Here is a 17,632-nt window from a genome sequence, read left to right on the forward strand (position 1 = left end):
TGCGGCCGCGCGGCTCGTTCGCGGCTCCCGGCCGCTCGGTCCGTCCGGCCCGGCCCCGGCCGGGAGCGGCTCAGCCGCCCGCCTCCAACGCGGCCAGCGCCCGGCGGGCCACCTCGCGGCCGATCGGCAGCGAGGCCGTCGCGGCGGGGGAGGGGGCGTTCAGCACGTGGACGGTACGGCGCGGGGAGCGCGGGTCCTCCGGGTCGAAGCCGGCGAAGGCGAAGTCGTCCAGCAGCGAGCCGTCCCGGGCCACCGCCTGGGCCCGTACCCCGGCGGTGGTCGGCACCAGGTCGGCGCCGGTCACGGCGGGCAGCAGCCGCTGGACGGCAGCGGTGAACGCCCGCTTGGACAGCGAGCGGTGCAGCTCGCCGACCTCGTAGCGCCAGTGCCGGCGCAGGATCCGCCAGGTACCGGGGAAGGCGAGGGTGTCGGCCAGGTCGCGCGGGTGGACGGTGCGCCAGTCGTAGCCCTCGCGGGCCAGCGCGGGCACCGCGTTCGGGCCGACGTGGACGTCCCCGTGGACGCCCCGGGTGAGGTGCACGCCGAGGAAGGGGAAGGCCGGGTCGGGCACCGGGTAGACCAGGCCGCGCACCAAGTCCCGCCGCTTCTCCGCCAGTTCGTAGTACTCGCCGCGGAACGGCACGATCCGCACGCCGGGGTCGTCCCCGGCCAGCCGGGCGATCCGGTCGCTGTGCAGCCCGGCGCAGTTCACCAGCACCCGGGCGCGCAGCTCCCCGTCGGCGGTGCCGACCGTCACGCCGTCCCTCCGCCTGGCCACCGCCCGCACCTCGGTGCCGGGCCGCAGCTCGGCGCCCGCTTCCCGGGCCAGCCGGGCGTACGTCGTCGCGACGGCCGGGAAGTCGCAGATGCCGGTCGTCCCGACGTGCAGTCCGGCCAGGCCGCTGACCTCCGGCTCGTGTCGGGCGATCCCGGCCCGGTCCAGCTCGGTCACCGGGATGCCGTTCGCCCGCCCCCGCTCGGCCAGCACGGACAGCCGGGGCAGCTCGGCGGCGTCGGTGGCCACGATCAGCTTGCCGGTCACCTCGTACGGGATGCCGTGCTCGCGGCAGAACGCCACCAGCTCGGCGGCACCCGCGACGGCGAACCGGGCCTTGTACGAACCGGGGCGGTAGTAGATGCCGCTGTGGATCACCCCGCTGTTGCGCCCGGTCTGGTGGGCCGCGAAGCCGGGCTCCTTCTCCAGTACGGCGATCCGCAGACCGGGGTCGGCCAGGGTCAGCGCATGGGCCGTGGCCAGCCCGACGATCCCGCCGCCCACGACCACGACATCGAACTCGCCCGTCACTTCGCGCTCCTGTCCGCCGCCCGGTCCCCGTCTGCCGCCGATGCTGCCACGGGGACGGGTGGGGGTCGAGAGTGCGTCGTGCCGTCGGGCGGAGCCGCTTCCCCGCACGCCGGTCGGCCCGTGAAGGCTCCGCCGCGCGGATGCGTGGTCCCGTCCGTTCGCGTGGTGGCGCGCCGGGTGCCCGGTACGCCGGGGTGGGCGGCAGTGTGTCGCCGCCCGCCCCGGGGCGGGCGGCCGGTCTCCCCGCCGGCCGCAGTGGCGGCGCGCCGGGTCCCCCGACCCCGCGCGCCGCCACTGCCCCCCTTTCTCGTCCGGCCGCGGCGTGTCGCGCTCGGCCCCCCGGCCCCGCGCGTCACCGCCGTCCCCCCGGCCGTGCCTCGGGGTGCCGCGCCGGGCCCCCCGGCCCCGCGCGTCACCGCCGTCCCCCGTCGGCTACGCCTCCCAGGGCCACCCGGCGTTCGTCCCCGCCTCCAGCAGCGGGATCAGCCGGAAGGCCGCGTCGCTCAGGCCGCCGAAGGTGTGCCGGTTGGCGCCGCCGCTGGGGCCGTGGCCCTGGGCGTAGCCCGCCAGGTTCCAGGTGTAGACCGGGACGTCGGCCGGGACCGCGGAGAGCGGATCGCTGCCCCGGTAGCCGAAGCCGGTCTGCTCGTCGGTGACGATGACCACCCGGTCGTGGCCCCGGTGGTGGCTGCGGACGGCCTGGGCGGTGTTGGTGCCGCCGAGGCTGCTGAAACGATCCAGCACCCGCAGTACCGCCTCGCCGCGGCCGACCTCGATCACCCGGCTGGTGGTGCCGAACTCGACCAGGTCGGCCTCGGCCGCCCGGATCTTCAGCGCGGTGCCGAAGATCGCCGCCGAGTCCGCCCGGTTGAGCTGGGTCTGGGCGCTGGGCCGGTCGAACATCGAGCCGGAGCGGTCGACCAGGATCAGCGTGCGGCCGGGCAGCTCGGGCACGTTGGCGAGCGAGTGGCCGAGTGCCGTCTCCAGCGCGTGCCCCCACCGCAGCGAGGGCGCGTGCCGGTAGGCGGCCAGGTAGCGGAACGGGAACTGGCGCGAGCGCCGCACCTCGCCCGGATCGGAGATCCGCCGGGCCACCCCGGCCGCGACCGCGTCCGACACCCCGGCCTTGTCGAAGTTGCGCAGGTTCCGCACCAGCGCCATCGGGCCCATGGAGGGGATGATCGCCTCCCAGACCGCGGCGTCCAGCGGGCCCTGCAGCCAACCGGCCAGCGCCTCCCAGGTCAGCCCGGCGGCGGCCAGCCGCTCGGCGCCGTCCTCGGCGGTCACGGTCGCCCGGCGCTCCTCGACCGGCAGCGCGAGCAGCTCGCGGTTGGCGGTCAGCAGCGGGACGGCCGCGGGCGGGACGGCCTCCTCCGGCCGGTGCCGGCGGTCCAGCGCGTAGCCGAACAGCGCGCCCTGCCAGGGCTTGTCCGGGTCCGGCGTCGGGTGGGTCAACTCCAGGACGTCGCCGAAGCGGTACCCCTTGGCTGCGGTGTCGTACTTGAGCAGCGAGCGCGCGTCGTACAGCCGCCGCACCGCGTCCGCGACGCCGCGCTTGAGCGGCTTGGGCAGCGCTCGGCCGTAGCGCGAGGTCCAGTACGCGAGCAGCTCGCCGGGCTCGTCGGCGCGCCGCAGCACGGCGTCGACGGCCTGCCGGGAGTAGCCGTGGGCGCCCGCGTCCAGCCGGGCCCGGGTGAACTCGGCGGCGCCGACCAGCGCGGCGGTGCGCATCTGCGCCCCGTACCGCAGCCAGCGCAGCAGCCCGAGGGTCCACTCCGGGTCGGCGACGGCGAGTTCGCGCACCAGCGCGGTGTAGCGGTCGTCGCGGTCGCCGCCGCGCTCGTAGAAGGTGTCCTGGCCGACCATGTTGGCGATCGACAGGAGGAAGAGTTCGGACCTGCGGTCCCGGACGTAGCCGACGCCGCCCTCGTGGGTGCGGCCGCGCTGCCCGGTCGTGGTCACCGGCGAGCTCGGACCCGCCTTGGCCTTACGGACGTTGAACCTGGACATGCAACAGCCCCCCTCGGTCTGTCGGTGGTGTCGACGGGAGGGAGGCATGAAGCGGTGAGGGGTGCCCGAGATCATGTCGACCTTTGGACGGCCGACGTCGGCGGAGGTATATGCCTTGTGCTCTACCGGATTGAGCTAGCGGCCGCACTCACGCACGGCACGCCCGGGACTTGAACCCGGAACCGCAAGATCCGAAGTAACCCCCGCCTGCGCACCGGGCACTCCGAAGCGCAGCTGCCTCCCGAGATCAATGGATTCGGCTGCGGTTTTTGGGGTTGCTTCAACGCGCCCCGAAAAGGGGCACTCCACAGAAGTAACCGCCGCCGTCGCACCGGGAGGTGCGGAATTCTATTCACGTATGGGTGTCCAGAGTTCGAGGACGGCTGAGGTGACGAAGCTGCTCTACCGACTGAGCTACACCGGCACGGAAGTGCCGGCGGCGGGACTCGAACCCGCGACCCGCCCATTAAGAGTGGAAGTAACCTCCGCCTGCGCACCTGGACGAGAGAGACCTTAGCGAGGCCCCTCTCACAGGTGCATCCCATTTATCGTCAGCTCCCGCGGTTCCCGTGGGAGCTCCCGCGAATCACGCCGGAGCGACGATCACCGCCCTCGCCCGCTCCGTCAGCTCCCGCACCCGGCGTTCACCCTGGAAGGGCTCCAGCCGACGCAGCATCTCCACCACGTACTCCCGGCTGCGCTGCGAGGAGATCCGGCCGGCCACCTCGACGGCGCGCTCGCCGGCGGCGACCGCGGCGTCCAGGTCGCCCGCCTCTGCCTCGGCCATCGCCGAGACCACCAGCCGCAGGCCGTGCGAGCGGACGAAGCCCTCGGTGGGCTTGGCCAGCGCCTCGCGGGTGAACTGCCGGACCTTGGAGGGCACTCCGAGGTCGCGGAAGCACTCGGCGGCGTCGGCGGCGAGCCGGTCGTAGGCGTAGAAGTCGATCCACGCCGGATCGGGGTCCCCGGCGCGCGCTCGTTCGAGTGCGCTCTCCGCAGCGCCGAGCGCCGTCGCGCACGCCGCCGCATTGCGGGCCTTGGCCTGGGCCCGTGCCTCCACCAGGTGGAAGAAGCTCATGGTCCGGGCGGTGGCCAGACCCCGGTTGCGCTCCAGCGCGGCCTGGGAGAGGTCGACGGCCTCCTCGGCGAAGCCCCGGTAGCCGGCCTGCAGGCTCATCGAGGCGAGCACGTACCCGCCGAGCGGCACGTCGGCGGCGGCCCGGGCGAGTCGCAGGGCCTGGATGTAGTAGCGCTGCGCGGCCTCGTGCTGCCCGGTGTCGAAGGCCATCCACCCGGCCAGCCTGGTCAGTTCGGCCGTCGCGCCGAACAGCGCCCGGCCGACCGCGTCGCTGTACGAGGCCAGCAGCAGCGGCGCCGCCTCCACCCGCAGGCACTCCGGCACCATCGACGAACGCCAGTCCCCGCCACCGTACTTGGAGTCCCAGCGGCGGGCCTCCTGGGCGGCCTCGCGGAGCTTGGCGGCGTCCGACTGGCCGACCCGGTAGGAGGAGCTCTCGCTCGGCGAGCGCGGCACCTCCCGCGCCACCGAGCCGTCCGCCGGGTTGATCAGCCAGCGGGAGACGGGCGTCGCGTACGCGGCGACCGAGAAGGTGCCGGCCAGGCTGTCGCTCCAGCGGCCCCCGCCGGGGCCCCGGCGCAGGTCGAGGTCGACCCGGAACAGGTCGGTGGCGGAGCGGACCGCGTCGGCGACGTCGCGCGGGAAGGCCAGGCCGAGTTCGGGCGCCGGGTCGGTGTCGCCCAGGCCGATCTCCTCCAGCGGGACGGGCCGGCCGAGCTTGCCGCCGATCGCGGTGGCGATCAGGTGCGGGACGGGCCCCTGCGGGACCATGCCCTTGCTGACCCAGCGGGCCACCGAGGTCTTGTCGTACCGCAGCGTCAACCCGCGTTGCGCGCCGAGGTCGTTGACCCTGCGGGCGAGTCCGGCGTTGCTGATCTGGGCGAGGGTCAGGAGCGTGCCGAGCCGTTCGTTCGGTCCTCGTGGGCTGACGGTCATGGTGGCGGCGGCACCTCCTGCGGCCTTGTGCGCGGGGCCCGGGCGGCACCGGGCCGTAGCTGCTGTACCTAGAGTAGTCGGACGCGTTCCGACGGTTAAGAGGCCGCATTCCGGATGGCGGGATCGCGCACCCGGCGGCGCGGCGCAGGGCCCTCGCAGGGGTTGGTCCGGACCACCCGGAGCGGATCGGACGCGCCGCGCGCCGGAGCGCCGTGCTCCGGTCCCGTGTTCACGTGCGCCCGGCCGTGCCCCCTGGCCCGACCGGCTGCTCGGCGATTCGCTGGTGGTCGTGGGTCGGCCCGCCGTCGAGGACCCGGCGGGCCGGGGGAAACCGCCGCCTCGATCCCCGCGGGCGGCGGCCGGGTCCGGGAGGGCATGCGGATGCCCTCCCGGGCCGGGCGACGCCTTTCGGCCATCTCGCGATGCCCATGCCAAAGGCGTCCCGGGCGGTCCGGGCCGGGGAGGGGGAGGCCCGGCCCGCCCGAATCCACCCCGCTGGAACGTCCGTTCAGGTCTTCTCCGCATTCCTCGCCGAAGTCGCCGCCGAAGTCGCCGCCGAAGTCGCCGCCCAAGGCGTTGCCGAAGCCCGCGTCGCAGCCTGCGCCGAACTCCGTGTCGAACTCCGCGCCGAAGCCTGCCCCGAAGCGCGCGCCGAAACGGAAGCGGAACCGACAACACCGGCCCCGGCAGCGCGCGGTGGTGGCACGATGTCTCCAGACGGCGCGCCGGACCCGAGGGCACGCCCGGACGCGCGTGCCGGCCGCCACGGCACCTCACCCGGCCGCCCGCCCGGCGCCGACGCGCCGCGCGAGTGCAGGTCCTCGTCCGGTGGAGGCGCGATGCGGTGGCTGACGGGCTGGAGCACGGGCGCGCCCCGAGCGGGCACGCCCGGGTACGAGGCCCTCGCCACGGTGGCGCCGATCGCCGCGCGTCCCCTGTGGACCGGCCCCAACCCGCTCTGGGCCGTGGGCGACTGGCGGCCCGAGGAGATCCGCCTGGTCTCCCTCCGCCCCGGTGGCCCCGCCGCGGTCAGCACCGGCCCGAACGCCCCCGATCCCGGCGAGGACACCCCCGCCACCAGCCGGCTCGCCGTCCTCGGCCACTGCGGCGCCAGCGACGCCGAACTCGCTGCCGGCCTCGCCGCCGCCCGCGGCGGCGCCGTCCGCCACCTGACCGCCTGGCCCGGCAGCTACACCGTCGTGCTGCGGGCCGGCACCCGCTCCACCCTGCTGCTCACCGACCTGGCCGGTGCCCAGCCCGTCTTCCACACCCCCTGGGCCGGCGGCACCGCGTACGCCACCGCCGCCCTCCCGCTCGCCGACCTGGTCGGCGCCCCGCTGGACACCGGCCACCTCGCCGCCCGCCTCGCCTGCCCGGAATCGCCCGAGGCGCTCGGTACCGGCACGCCGTACCTGGGCGTCCAGCGGGTGCCGCCCGGCCATGTGCTCGCCATCCGCGGCGGCCGCCCGTACCTCGACGCGTACGACGAACCGCCCGGCGCCGAGCAGCCGCGCGACGAGGCGCCCGCCATCCGCGAACTCACCCGCACCCTGCTGGAATCCGTCCGCTCCCGGGTCCGCACCACCGCGCCGGCCGCCGAGGCCGCCGGGCGCGCCCGGCTCGGCGTCGACCTCTCGTACGGCACCGCCTCCGCCACCGTCGCCCTGCTCGCCGCCGCCGTACCGCTGCCGCCGGTGCCGTCCACGGCCGCCGCCCCGGTGGCGGCCGCCGGAGCCGGGGCCGGCGGGGCCAGGGCCGGCCGGGCCAGGACCGGTGCGGTCAAGGGCTCCTGGGCCCGGTCCGTCGCGAAGGAACCCTCCGCCCCCGAGCAGTTGGCCGCCGTCACGCTCGGAGAGACCGAACCGCCCGCCACCCTCGCGCTGGCCCCCGACACTCCGCGGCTGCGGCACACAGTGCTCGACCCCGGCCCCGACACCCTCCCGTACGCCGGGCTGCGCGCCGACCCGCAGTCCGGCCGGCTCACCGACGAGCCCGGCCCCGAACTCATCGCCGCGGCCCGCGCCGAGGCCCGCTTCGACGCGGGCGGCACCGACCACCTCACCGGCTACGGCGCCCGCCAGGTGCTCGACGGCCACCCGGCCCGGCTCGCCGACCTGATCCGGGCCGGCCGGCCCCGCGAACTCCTGCCCCCGGTCGCCGCACTGGCCGGCGCCGACCGGGCCGCCGCGGGCGTGCTGGCCGGCGCGCTGCGCACCCCGCTCACCGTGGTCCGGGCCGCTCACCGGCTCTCCCGGGTCCGCTACGCCGAGGCGCTGGACGAGGCGGCCGCCAAGCTGACCGCCCGCCACGTCCCGGACGGCGGCGGCACGGCGGGCGACCGCTCGGCCGTCGACCTCGCCTGGTGCGTGCCCGGCCCGGCCGCCCGCTGGCTCTCCGACGAGGCGCTCTCCTCGGTGGCCCTGCGGCTGCGCCTGGCAGCGCGCAAACCAGCGCCCGAGGAACACCCCGGCGCGCACCGCGCCCGGCACGCCCTCTATCGGCAGGCACGCTCCTACCGCACGCTCGTGCACGCCGCCGAACAGCCCGGCCAGCGGCTGCACGCGCCCTTCCTCGACAACCAGGTGGTCCGCGCCGCCCGGCTGCTCCCCGACGACGTCCGCCTCCAACCCGGCGCCCGGCACGCCCTCCTGCACGCCGTCCTCACCGGCGCCGGCCGCACCGATCTGCCCCCCGACTGGGGCCGCGGCCCCCGCCCCGACCGCACCGCCCCCGCCCGGGCGGGCCTGCGCCTCGCCGCCGACGGCCTCGCCGAACTCTTCGACGCCCCGCTCCTCGCCGAAGCAGGCCTCATCGACCTCCCCGCCGTCCGCGCCGGCCTCGCCCACTCCGCCGACCCCGCCACCCCCCTCTCCCCGGCCGCCCTCGCCGGCCTCGCCGACCTCGTCTCCACCGAACTCTGGCTCCGCCGCCTCCGCGCCCGCCGCCACGGCGCCTGCTGGACCGGCCTCCCCCACCCCCACCCCCCGGCCCTCACCCCCTGACCCGCGGCTACCCGGCCCGGACAAGCCCCCCGCCTGCCGCTGCCCGACCCGCACCGAGGCCAGGTCCGACCCGGGCCTCTTCGGCGAGGCCCGCGCCCGCTGATCCGGCAGGCGCCGCACCGGCGCCCGCCGGGGTCGCCTCCCGCCTCCCGCACCCCACCCCGGCGCCTGGTCGCCGCGGAGCGCACGCCGCCGCCGGGGCACCCCCACCGCCGTTCGGCGCGGCTGTCCCTGCCCGTCGCACGGGGCAGGTGATGATGACGGGGCTGTGAGTCCACGGTGAGGGGAGTGTGTGGTGGCCGGTGTGCGCCCGGGGCAGGACGTTCCCGTTGTGCTGTCGGTGCTCGGGCGGCCGCCGACGGGGCGGCCGCCCGGGGTGTTGGCGGCGTGCGACGGGTCGGACGGGTCGCTGTGGGCGCTGGACCGGGCGATGGTGGAGGCGGAGCTGTTCGGTCTGCCGCTGTACGTGCTGGCCGTGGTGAACCCGGCGCCGGCCGGGTACCCGCCGGGGATGGCGGAGCTGGTGCAGGAGAGCGTGGAGACGCTGGTCGAGAGCATGGCGGACGGGCTGCGCCGGGCGGTGGCCACCGTGCTGCGGCAGCGGGGGCGGCCGTTCACGGCGGAGATGTCGCTGCACGTGGTGCTGGGCAATGTGGTCGAGGTGCTGTTGGAGGCGTCGACCCGGCAGCACACGCTGGTGCTCGGAACCCGGGGCAACGGCGGGTTCGCCCGGCTGCTGCTCGGTTCGGTGAGTTCGGCGGCGGTGCACCACGCGGCCTGCCCGGTGCTGGTGGTCCCGGCGCCGGTGGAGGCCTGACCAGCGGGAACGGCCCGGGTGTCGGGAATGTACCAAGATGGTTCATCGTTCATCCATCTCGTACAGCCGACTCAAGACGCCCTCTGGAGCCCCCCGAAATGAAGGTCGAGATCTGGTCCGACATCGCCTGCCCCTGGTGCTACATCGGTAAGCGCCGCTTCGAGCAGGCCCTGGCGGACTTCCCGGGCAAGGAGGCCGTCGAGGTCGTCTACCGCCCGTACCAGCTGGTCCCGGACGCGCCGGCGACGGCGAGCCCGCACCGCGCCTGGCTGGCCGAGCGGTACGGCCCGCAGTCGGTGGCGATGGACGCGCGGGTGGCCGAGCTGGGCCTCGCCGAGGGCATCACGTACGACTTCGACGCCGCCCTGCACGCCAACACGTTCCTGGGCCACCGCCTGCTGCACCTCGCCGAGGCCGAGTACGGCGCCGAGGCCCAGGGCCGTCTGAAGGAGGCCCTGCTGAAGGCGCACTTCACCGACGGCGTGGACGTCGGCGACCGCGCCGCGCTGACGGACGTCGCCGTGGCGGCGGGCCTGGACCGCGAGCGGGTGGCCGCCTACCTGGCGGGCGACGAGGGCACCGCCGAGGTCATCGCCCAGCTGGCCGAGGCCCGTGAGCTGGGCATCACCGCCGTGCCGACCTTCGTGTTCGAGGGCAAGTGGGCGGTCCAGGGCGGCCAGGAGGCCGAGACCTTCCGCAAGGTGCTGGAGCAGGTCGCCGCCGAGATCGGCGAGCACCGCCCCGCCCCGGTGCAGGTCGCCCCGGCCGGGGAGGCCTGCGCGGACGGCTCCTGCGCGATCTGAGCGATCCGGGAAGGACGCCCTCCGAGGCCCGTTCCAAGAGCTGTCAGACGCTCCCGGAACGGGCCTCGGCCCGCGCGAGGGGTGTCAGGAGCACCTGAAGCGCGCCTCGGCCCAGTCCGCGATGTTCAGCGCCGACCAGATCCCGTGCACCGGCGTGACCACCAGCTTGATCGACTTCTGCCCGGCCAGCGGCACGTGCACCGGTACCGCGTCGTCCCCGGCGGCGAGCGCGCGGGAGCTCCACAGGGTGCGGCCGTCGCCGTCCTGGACGGAGAACACCACTCCGCCCGGGGTGAGCGTGGCGTCGTCCACCCCGGCGACGGCGTCGAAGGACGTGCAGCCGCGGTTGAGGTCGATCAGCGTGGTCGCCGGGGCGCGCACGGTGATGGCGTGCGGCAGGTACTCGCCGCGGATCCACGCGCCGTCGCGCTGCCAGAACCTGTCGCTGCCCTTCCGCCGGATGCTCGGTCCCTCCGGCGGCACCCGGTTGCCGCCCGGTTTGAGTACGGGCAGCGAGTCGCCCCAGAAGTCGGTGGGCGCGGGCGGCGAGGGCGGGGTCACGGTCGGGGTCGGCACCGGCGGCAGGGTCGGCGTCGGGACGACCGGCACCTCCGGCGTCGGCACCGGCGGCACGGTCGGCGCCGGGACGACCGGTGCCGGGACGGTCGGTGCAGGGACGGTCGGCCCGGGGGCCGGCGCCCTGCTGGCCGCGGGGGGCTGGCTCTTCGGCGCCGGGGTGACCGTCGGGGCCTGGCTCTGCCGGGGCGACGGTGTCGGCTTCGGGCTGGCGAAGGGGCTCGGCGGCGCCGGTTTCTCCGGGGCCGGGGCAGCACTGCTGGGCGCCGGAGCCGAGGCCGGGGCGGGTGCCGCGGGCGCGGGCTGTTTCGGGGCGGGGGCGGCCGACGCGGAGGCGGCCGGCGCGGAGGTGGCCGGGGGAGCGGCCGCAGCGGGCCTCGGGTCGGACGAGCCGGTCAGCGCGTACGCGGCGACGGCGGCCGCGGCCACTGCCACGGCGGCGGCGGCGATCCCGGCCTTGGCGGCGGCGCCCAGGCCCTCGCCGGCCGCGGCACCCAACGCACTCCCTCCGGAAGCACCCGAGGCACCTGCGGCACCCGCGGCGCCGGCCGCACCGCCCGACGATCCGGCGGAGGCCGCCGCCGCACCGCCGACCGCGGCGGCACCGCCCACGGCGGCCGCGGCGGCGCTGAACCCGCCGACCCCGACCCAGACCAGCACGCCGCCGGGCAGCAGCGCGCGCAGGCCGGTGTTGATCTCGGTCAGTTCCAGGCAGGCCGCCGTGCAGCGGTCGCACTCCCTGAGGTGGCGCCCGACCTCCGCCGAGGCCCGCTTGCGCAGCGAGCCGCGCGCGTACGCCCCGAGCCGGTTGGCGTACGCCTCGCACGTGCTGTCCTGGCTGCCGGAGACGTGCGCCTGCAGGAAGCCGGCGGCCAGCCGGTCGCGGGCCCGGTGGGCCTGGACGGCGGTGGCGTTCGCGGTCTTGCCGAGCATCACCGCGACGGTCTTCGGCGACTCCCGCTCGACCTCGGTGTGCCAGAGCACCACCCGGTCGTCCTCGGGGAGTTCGGCGTAGGCCTGCATGACCATGCGCTGGTCGGCCAGCGCCATCGCCCAGGCGTCGGCGCCCGGGTCGGCCAGATCGAGGTCGACCACGGCGGCCGAGCACTGGGCGAACACGCTGAAGTCGTCGACGAGTTGCTCGCGTCGTTCGCTGCGGGTCCAGGCGGCGGCGACGTTGCGCACGGCCGTCAGCAGGTAGGCGCGGACGGCGAACTCCGGGCCCTTGCCGGCCTTGAGTGCCTGCAGGGTGCGGGCGAAGACCTCGCCCGCGAGGTCCTCGGCGGTGAAGCTGTCCCGGCAGCAGGTCCGCGCGTAGCGGCGCACCGAGTCGACGTGCCGGCGGTAGATCTCCTCGTACGCGGTGTCGTCGCCGGCCCGTACCCGGGCGGTCAACTCGGCGTCGGAGGGTGGGCGCTCGCCGTCCACCGGGTCGGCGGGGGCGGGCACGGTCGGACGGGCCGGGCGGCCGTCGCCGACGAACGCCTCGGGGGCGACGCCGCCCAGACCCGCCGGGGCCTGGCCGGGTACCCGTCCGGGCGGCAACGCGGCGGCCGAGGCGGAGAGCGATTCGCGGCTGGGCATCCCGGCCTGGTCGGGGACGTGTCCGGCGCCCGAACCCGCTGCGGGGCCCGGCACTTGGGTGGCGCCGGTGCCACCCGGGCCCGCGGCGGACCCTTCGGCGGTACTACCGGAGAAGCCCCCGAAGTCGAGGCCGTACCCGTAGTCGTTCTGTTCCTCGGCGCTCACAACGGACCCCAGATTCCACGACAGCCCCCGTAGTGTGGCAGGGCAGGCGGGAGTGCGTAGGCGCACGGTTCCCCGGCGTACGGCGCCGACGGCGCGCGAAGGGCGCGCATCGGGACATTGGCTCCAACCACGGGCAAAGGATGGCATAGCGCAGGGAAGGGTGGTAGCGGGACCGGCCGGTACCCACTCTTCCGAGGTTCGTCACGGGCGTGTTCGCCCAGCGTGCGGCATCGGGCCGCGCGACGCCCGCACCCGGCGCGCGTGCCCTGTCCGCGCGCCGGTGTGCTGCCCAACTCCCTTCCCCGTCGGGCGCGTCGACCGTTCCCCGTCTGACGCGTCCACCGTGTCTCCCCGTCCAGCAGGGTCGGGCCGCGAGGGGTGTCAGTGAGCCCGCAGCCCGTCCAGCAGGATCTGCAACAGCCGGTCCGACGGCCCGGAGGCCGGTTGACCGTCCGTCTGCGGAGCGACCGCCGTGAAGCCGGCCGCCGTCGGCGCCGAGACCGAGGGGCGCGCCGCGTGCACCGGCACCGAGGCCGTCAGCACCAGCACCACGTCCGACACCGTGACGCCCGGCCGCAGTTCACCCGCCGCACCGGCCCGCGCCACCAGGGCGGCCAGCAGTTGCAGCAGCAGCCGGGGATCGGCGTCCGCCGCCGAGGGCTCGACCGCCGCACCGGAGCGCGCCGCCTCGCCGCGCAGGTCGAAGCGGACGGCAGCCGGCGCCTCCGACGGACGCTGCCCGGGCACCCGGCCCAGCTCCTCCGCGTACCGGAACGCCTCCGGCGGCAGCAGCCGCCCGGCCCCGGTGCTCACCGCCCGGGCCAGGTACCCGGCCAGCGCCTCCCAGGCGCCGGCGCCGCCGTACAGCGACTCCCGCGCCTGCGCGGTCAGCCAGGCCACCTCCTCGGCGGCGATCCGCTGGACCAGCACCTCCTTGCTCGGGAAGCGCCGGTAGACCGTGCCGACCCCGACCCCGGCCCGGCGCGCCACCTCCTCCATCGGCGCGTCGTAGCCGAACTCGCCGAACACCTCCCGGGCCGCCCGCAGCACGCTCTCCAGGTTCCGTCGGGCGTCCACCCGCAGCCGGGCCCCGGGCACCGGTGCGGCGGCCGACTGCGGCTCCGCCCGGTACGGGACGGCCGAGTACGACACCCCGCCCTGAGGTGGCAGGTCCACCGGGCCGCGCTGCTCCGGCACCATGCCCTGTCCGGTGTGCGGTACGCCTGGCCGGCCCAATACCTGCTCCTGTTCCATCATCCCAACTCTCCCCCGCAGGCGTCCGAATCCGGACCCTGTCGTCGCCCGCCCCTGCACCCCCCGGTGCAGCTCAGCCCGTCAGAAATGACCTGATGAACCATCGTTCGTGCCGCCCGTCCCGTTCCGGTGACCACGGTCGTGCCGCCGGGCCGCCCTCACGTCCGGCCCGGCGCGTCGGCACCGTCCGGGGCCCTGTCCGGGAACTAACCTTCCCCGGATGACTGTCCCCCAGTCGGGATCTCACGCCAACGCTGGAACTGGCCGTAGTGGCCGCTCCACGGTGCGTCGCCGCCGATTGTCATGGCGGTAACCGCTCCGGCACACAATCCGACCATAGTTCACGGCTCTTCGCGGCCGAAAGTGCGTCAGAAAGTCGCCCAGCAAGCACAACCGGCCACGGCCGTCACTTCCGTTGCAACCCGCCCCGTACGGACTGTGGACAAGACCACCCCGGCCGGTCCTTCATAGGGGGGCGTGATGGGGGACAGCCCCGGCCGCGCGGCCGGGACGAAACGTCACATCGGCAGGAGGTGCACCATCAGGATCCTGATCGCCGGCGGCGGCTGCGCAGGAACGGCCACCGCACTCCACCTCCAGCGCGGCCTGCGAGAACGGCTGCGACGCGGCGAGGTCGAGATCACCGTCGTCGAGCCCCAGGCCTACTTCACCTACCACCCGCTGCTGGCCGAGGTCGCGGCCGGGTCGATCGACCCGCGGCACATCGTCGTCCCGCTGCGCCGGGCCCTGCCGGACTGCCGGGTGCTCACCGCCCGGATCACCCGGATCGAACACGCCGCCCGCCGCGCCCTGGCCGACGCCGCGGGCCCCGGCGAGACCCCCGCGCCGATCGAACTCCCCTGCGACGTCCTGGTGGTGGCCCCCGGCTCGGTCTCCCGGACCGCCCCCGTGCCCGGGCTGGCCGAGCACGGACTCGGCTTCTCCACCGTCGGCGAGGCGGTCGGCCTGCGCAACCACGTGCTGGAACAGCTCGACCTCGCCTCCGCCACCCGCGACCCGGCGCTACGCCAGTCCGCGCTCACCTTCGTCTTCGTCGGCGCCGGCTACGCGGGCGTCGGTGCGCTCGCCGAACTGGAGGACATGGCCCGCGCCGCCGTCCGCGACTACCACAACGTCCGCGTCGAGGACCTGCGCTGGGTGCTGGTCGAGGCGACCGACCGGATCCTCGCCGAGGAGTCGCCCGAACTCGCCGAGCACACCCTCGGCCAGCTGCGCGAACGCGGCGTCGACATCCGGCTGCGCACCACCCTGGAGTCCGCCGTCGACCAGGTCGCCGTGCTCTCCGACGGCAGCCGCTTCGGCGCCCGCACCCTGGTCTGGACGGCGGGCGTACGGCCCTCCCCGCTGCTGCGCGACACCGACCTGCCGCTGGACACCCTCGGCCGGGTCCGCTGCCTGGCCACCTTGCAAGCCGTCGGCCCGGACGGGCGCGCCCTGCCGGGCGTCTGGGCGGCCGGGGACTGCGCCGCCGTACCCGACCCCGGCGCGGACGGCGCCCCCTGCGCACCCAACGCCCAGCACGCCTTCGCCCAGGCCGAGCTGCTCGCCCGCAACATCGCGGTGGCCCTGGACGGCGGACCGCACGCACCGGGCCTCGCCGAGTACCGACCGGGCCCCGCCGCCTGCTCGACCTCGCTGGGCCCGGGCCGGGCCGTCGCCCACACCCGGCGCGGCGGCCGGCTCACTGGACGGCGGGCCTGGTGGCTGCATCGGGCCCGGCACCTGCGCCGGCTGCCGAGCACCGAGCGCCGGGTCCGGGTGCTGATGGACTGGGTGCTGGGCGGGGTGTTCTCCCGCGAGGTGGTCTCCCTCGGCGCGATGGAGCATCCGCGTTCGGTCTTCGAGGAGGGTTTCGACTCCGGGCCCAGCCGACCGCCCGGCGCCGGGCCGGAAGCGCCCCGATGAACCGTCCCGTTGCCTCGATGAGCCGGGTTCCTGCCCCGACGGGCGATTTCGCAACCTCGGTGCGCCGACTGATCCGACGGCCACGCCGGGCGCGCGACTTCCGGAACCGGCCCTCCGCCTGACAGGATCAGCCCGACCTGGTCATTACCCCATGTGCTGACGTGTGCACAAAAAGTGATGATATGCCTGGAAAACGAGGAAGCGGCCGTCGTTTGAACCTCATGCGCTGGAGCGCCCGGCTCACGGGAGTCCCCCGGCGTGCCGTCCCACCCAACGGGGCCGGCACCGGCGAGGGCATGCCCTCCACCGACGGCGTCGTCGTGCCCAGTCCCCGCGACCCGACCAGCCCCGCCATCACCACCGAACTCCTCGATCCGCACAAACCCCAGAACCTGCGCGAGGTCCTCAACCGGATCCCCGCCCCGGTGGCCGTCACCTACGGCCCGCTCCACCAGCTCGGCTACGCCAACCGCGCCTACCGCGAACTCTTCGGCGACCGCCCCACCGGCCTTCCCGCCGGGGAGGCCCTCCCCGAACTCGACACCATGGGCGTCCTGCCCCTGATGGACCAGGTCATCCGCGGCGGTCGCCCCCGCAGCGTCAAGGCCCGCTGCATCCTCGGCCTCACCGGCAACCGCTACTACAACGTCTCCTGCGTCCCGCTCGGCCCCGGCGACACCGGCGACACCCCCACCGAGGGCCCGCCCGCCGGCGTCCTCATCTTCGCCGCCGAGGTCACCGACCAGGTCCTCGCCGCCGCCCGCCTTCGCGAAGCCGAACGCCGCCAGCGCGAGGCCGCCGTCACCCTCCAGCGCAGCCTGCTGCCGCAGAAGCTCGACCAGCCGGCCGACCTGCGGGTCGCCGCCACCTACCAACCGGGCGGAGCCGAGGCCGCCGTCGGCGGCGACTGGTACGACGTCATCGCCATCGACGGCGGCCGCACCGCCCTCGTCATCGGCGACGTCATGGGCCGCGGCCTGCGGGCGGCCGCCGTGATGGGCCAGCTGCGCACCGCCGTCCGCGCCTACGCCCGCCTCGACCTGCCCCCGCACGAGGTGATGCGCCTGCTCGACGGCCTCGCCATGGAGATCGACGCCAATCAGATCGCCACTTGCACCTACGCCGTCTGGGACCCGCAGCGCCGCTCCCTCTCCTACGCCTCGGCCGGCCACCTCCCGATGCTGCTGCGCTGCCCGGACGGAACCATCCTGCGCAGCGAGGAACAGAACGGTCCCCCGCTCGGCACCGGCGACGGCCTGCACGTCTCCCACACCCTCCGGCTGCTCCCCGGCACGACCGGCGTCCTCTATACGGACGGCCTGGTCGAGCGCCGGGACGAGGACATCGACCAGGGCCTGGACCTGCTGGCCCGTACCCTCACCGGCGCGATCGGCACCCCCGAGGTGATCTGCGCCCGCCTCCTCCGGGCGATGGGCGTGACCTCGGAGCACGACGACGACGTCGCCGTCCTGGCCTTCCACCTGCCGGCGGAAGAGGGAGCTGAGAATCCGGTTGCGGAGCTTGACTCGGCCACTCCAGAGGTCTAGTGTTCTTCGAGCTGCCTGGCAGGGAGCACCGGACACGCATTTGCGCGGACGGTCCCGAGGCGGCCACTCCTCTGAAACACCACTTCCGGTTCGTGCCGGTCGTTTCGCGTTGTCGCGGTGCGACTCGGTGCTTATTCGGTGTGCGCGTTTTATCGGATTGCGGTCGATTCGCTTTTCGGAGCGGGGATCGGCTAGAGTTTGAAACGTCGAACGGGGCGTCAAGCCCCGGAAGACACCGGCGAGTTGGATGAACGAAGCCCCGGAAACGGAGCGGAAAACATCTGATAAGCTGGAAACACGAAAGAACGAAGCGCCCGGAGGGCCCGCTGGAAGGCGGTCCGAAGGAAGCGTCCGTTCCTTGAGAACTCAACAGCGTGCCAAAAGTCAACGCCAGATATGTTGACATCCCCGGCCTCAGGGTTCCTGGGGTTGGAGATTCCTTTTGAAATAACACTAGCGAGGACGCAGTGCGCGGGGCCGCCCTATTCCGGTGGTTGCCGTGCCGCTCAACGCGGGTGTCGACCCGATTACGGGTAAACATTCACGGAGAGTTTGATCCTGGCTCAGGACGAACGCTGGCGGCGTGCTTAACACATGCAAGTCGAACGGTGAAGCCCTTCGGGGTGGA

Annotated in this window: 9 protein-coding genes, 1 tRNA gene, 1 rRNA gene and 1 pseudogene; 6 read left to right on the forward strand and 6 right to left on the reverse strand. The window is 75.1% G+C overall.

The window, feature by feature from the left end; translation table 11 throughout:
* Positions 1–70: 70 nt before the first annotated feature.
* The 4 genes from lhgO to ACFQ87_RS04755 form a co-directional block, all read right to left on the reverse strand.
* The gene (lhgO, locus tag ACFQ87_RS04740) at positions 71–1,306 is read right to left on the reverse strand and encodes an L-2-hydroxyglutarate oxidase (protein ID WP_380609104.1); all 1,236 of its coding nucleotides are present in this window, start codon (positions 1,304–1,306) and stop codon (positions 71–73) included.
* 432 nt (positions 1,307–1,738) lie between these two features.
* The gene (locus ACFQ87_RS04745) at positions 1,739–3,316 is read right to left on the reverse strand and encodes a TROVE domain-containing protein (protein ID WP_380609105.1); all 1,578 of its coding nucleotides are present in this window, start codon (positions 3,314–3,316) and stop codon (positions 1,739–1,741) included.
* Between the two features lie 431 nt (positions 3,317–3,747).
* Positions 3,748–3,809: transfer RNA gene (locus tag ACFQ87_RS04750), tRNA-Ser, on the reverse strand.
* Between the two features lie 93 nt (positions 3,810–3,902).
* On the reverse strand, positions 3,903–5,330 hold the full coding sequence (locus tag ACFQ87_RS04755) for an MFS transporter (RefSeq protein WP_380609106.1): 1,428 nt from the start codon (positions 5,328–5,330) through the stop codon (positions 3,903–3,905).
* 839 nt (positions 5,331–6,169) lie between these two features.
* Here ACFQ87_RS04755 and ACFQ87_RS04760 point away from each other — a divergent pair.
* The 3 genes from ACFQ87_RS04760 to ACFQ87_RS04770 all read left to right on the forward strand — a co-directional run bounded on the left by ACFQ87_RS04760 (position 6,170) and on the right by ACFQ87_RS04770 (position 9,952).
* Entirely contained in the window at positions 6,170–8,332 is a 2,163-nt protein-coding gene (locus ACFQ87_RS04760) for an asparagine synthase-related protein (RefSeq protein ID WP_380609107.1), read from the forward strand.
* Positions 8,333–8,627: 295 nt separating this feature from the next.
* Positions 8,628–9,149 (forward strand): universal stress protein, encoded by a 522-nt coding sequence (locus ACFQ87_RS04765; protein ID WP_380609108.1) that lies wholly within the window; start codon positions 8,628–8,630, stop codon positions 9,147–9,149.
* A gap of 98 nt (positions 9,150–9,247) precedes the next feature.
* The gene (locus tag ACFQ87_RS04770; protein WP_380609109.1) at positions 9,248–9,952 is read left to right on the forward strand and encodes a DsbA family oxidoreductase; all 705 of its coding nucleotides are present in this window, start codon (positions 9,248–9,250) and stop codon (positions 9,950–9,952) included.
* 84 nt (positions 9,953–10,036) lie between these two features.
* Here the strand turns inward: ACFQ87_RS04770 and ACFQ87_RS04775 are convergent, their stop codons facing one another.
* Both ACFQ87_RS04775 and ACFQ87_RS04780 read right to left on the reverse strand, forming a co-directional pair.
* Positions 10,037–12,277 carry a sigma-70 family RNA polymerase sigma factor gene (locus tag ACFQ87_RS04775; protein WP_380609110.1) on the reverse strand — a complete coding sequence of 747 codons (2,241 nt, stop codon included), beginning with the start codon at positions 12,275–12,277 and terminating at the stop codon, positions 10,037–10,039.
* 381 nt (positions 12,278–12,658) lie between these two features.
* On the reverse strand, positions 12,659–13,534 hold the full coding sequence (locus ACFQ87_RS04780) for a helix-turn-helix domain-containing protein (protein ID WP_380609111.1): 876 nt from the start codon (positions 13,532–13,534) through the stop codon (positions 12,659–12,661).
* 477 nt (positions 13,535–14,011) lie between these two features.
* On the opposite strand from ACFQ87_RS04780, the gene ACFQ87_RS04785 reads away from it, so the two are divergent.
* The 3 genes and pseudogenes from ACFQ87_RS04785 to ACFQ87_RS04795 form a co-directional block, all read left to right on the forward strand.
* Positions 14,012–15,457, forward strand: a complete 1,446-nt coding sequence (locus ACFQ87_RS04785; RefSeq protein WP_380609112.1) for an NAD(P)/FAD-dependent oxidoreductase — start codon at positions 14,012–14,014, stop codon at positions 15,455–15,457.
* 212 nt (positions 15,458–15,669) lie between these two features.
* Positions 15,670–16,962 (forward strand): annotated as a pseudogene (locus tag ACFQ87_RS04790) (SpoIIE family protein phosphatase); the annotation flags it as partial.
* 582 nt (positions 16,963–17,544) lie between these two features.
* A 16S ribosomal RNA gene (locus tag ACFQ87_RS04795) occupies positions 17,545–17,632 on the forward strand; the annotation flags it as partial.

It is taken from the genome of Kitasatospora sp. NPDC056531 (genome assembly GCF_042794375.1).
Lineage (GTDB): Bacteria > Actinomycetota > Actinomycetes > Streptomycetales > Streptomycetaceae > Kitasatospora.

What these genes read in the sequence shown, in the direction of transcription:
- ACFQ87_RS04745 (WP_380609105.1), bottom strand. Translation starts at nt 3,316, where the DNA reads ATGTCCAGGTTCAACGTCCGTAAGGCCAAGGCGGGTCCGAGCTCGCCG.
- ACFQ87_RS04755 (WP_380609106.1), bottom strand. Translation starts at nt 5,330, where the DNA reads ATGACCGTCAGCCCACGAGGACCGAACGAACGGCTCGGCACGCTCCTG.
- ACFQ87_RS04760 (WP_380609107.1), top strand. Translation starts at nt 6,170, where the DNA reads ATGCGGTGGCTGACGGGCTGGAGCACGGGCGCGCCCCGAGCGGGCACG.
- ACFQ87_RS04770 (WP_380609109.1), top strand. Translation starts at nt 9,248, where the DNA reads ATGAAGGTCGAGATCTGGTCCGACATCGCCTGCCCCTGGTGCTACATC.
- ACFQ87_RS04780 (WP_380609111.1), bottom strand. Translation starts at nt 13,534, where the DNA reads ATGATGGAACAGGAGCAGGTATTGGGCCGGCCAGGCGTACCGCACACC.
- ACFQ87_RS04785 (WP_380609112.1), top strand. Translation starts at nt 14,012, where the DNA reads ATGGGGGACAGCCCCGGCCGCGCGGCCGGGACGAAACGTCACATCGGC.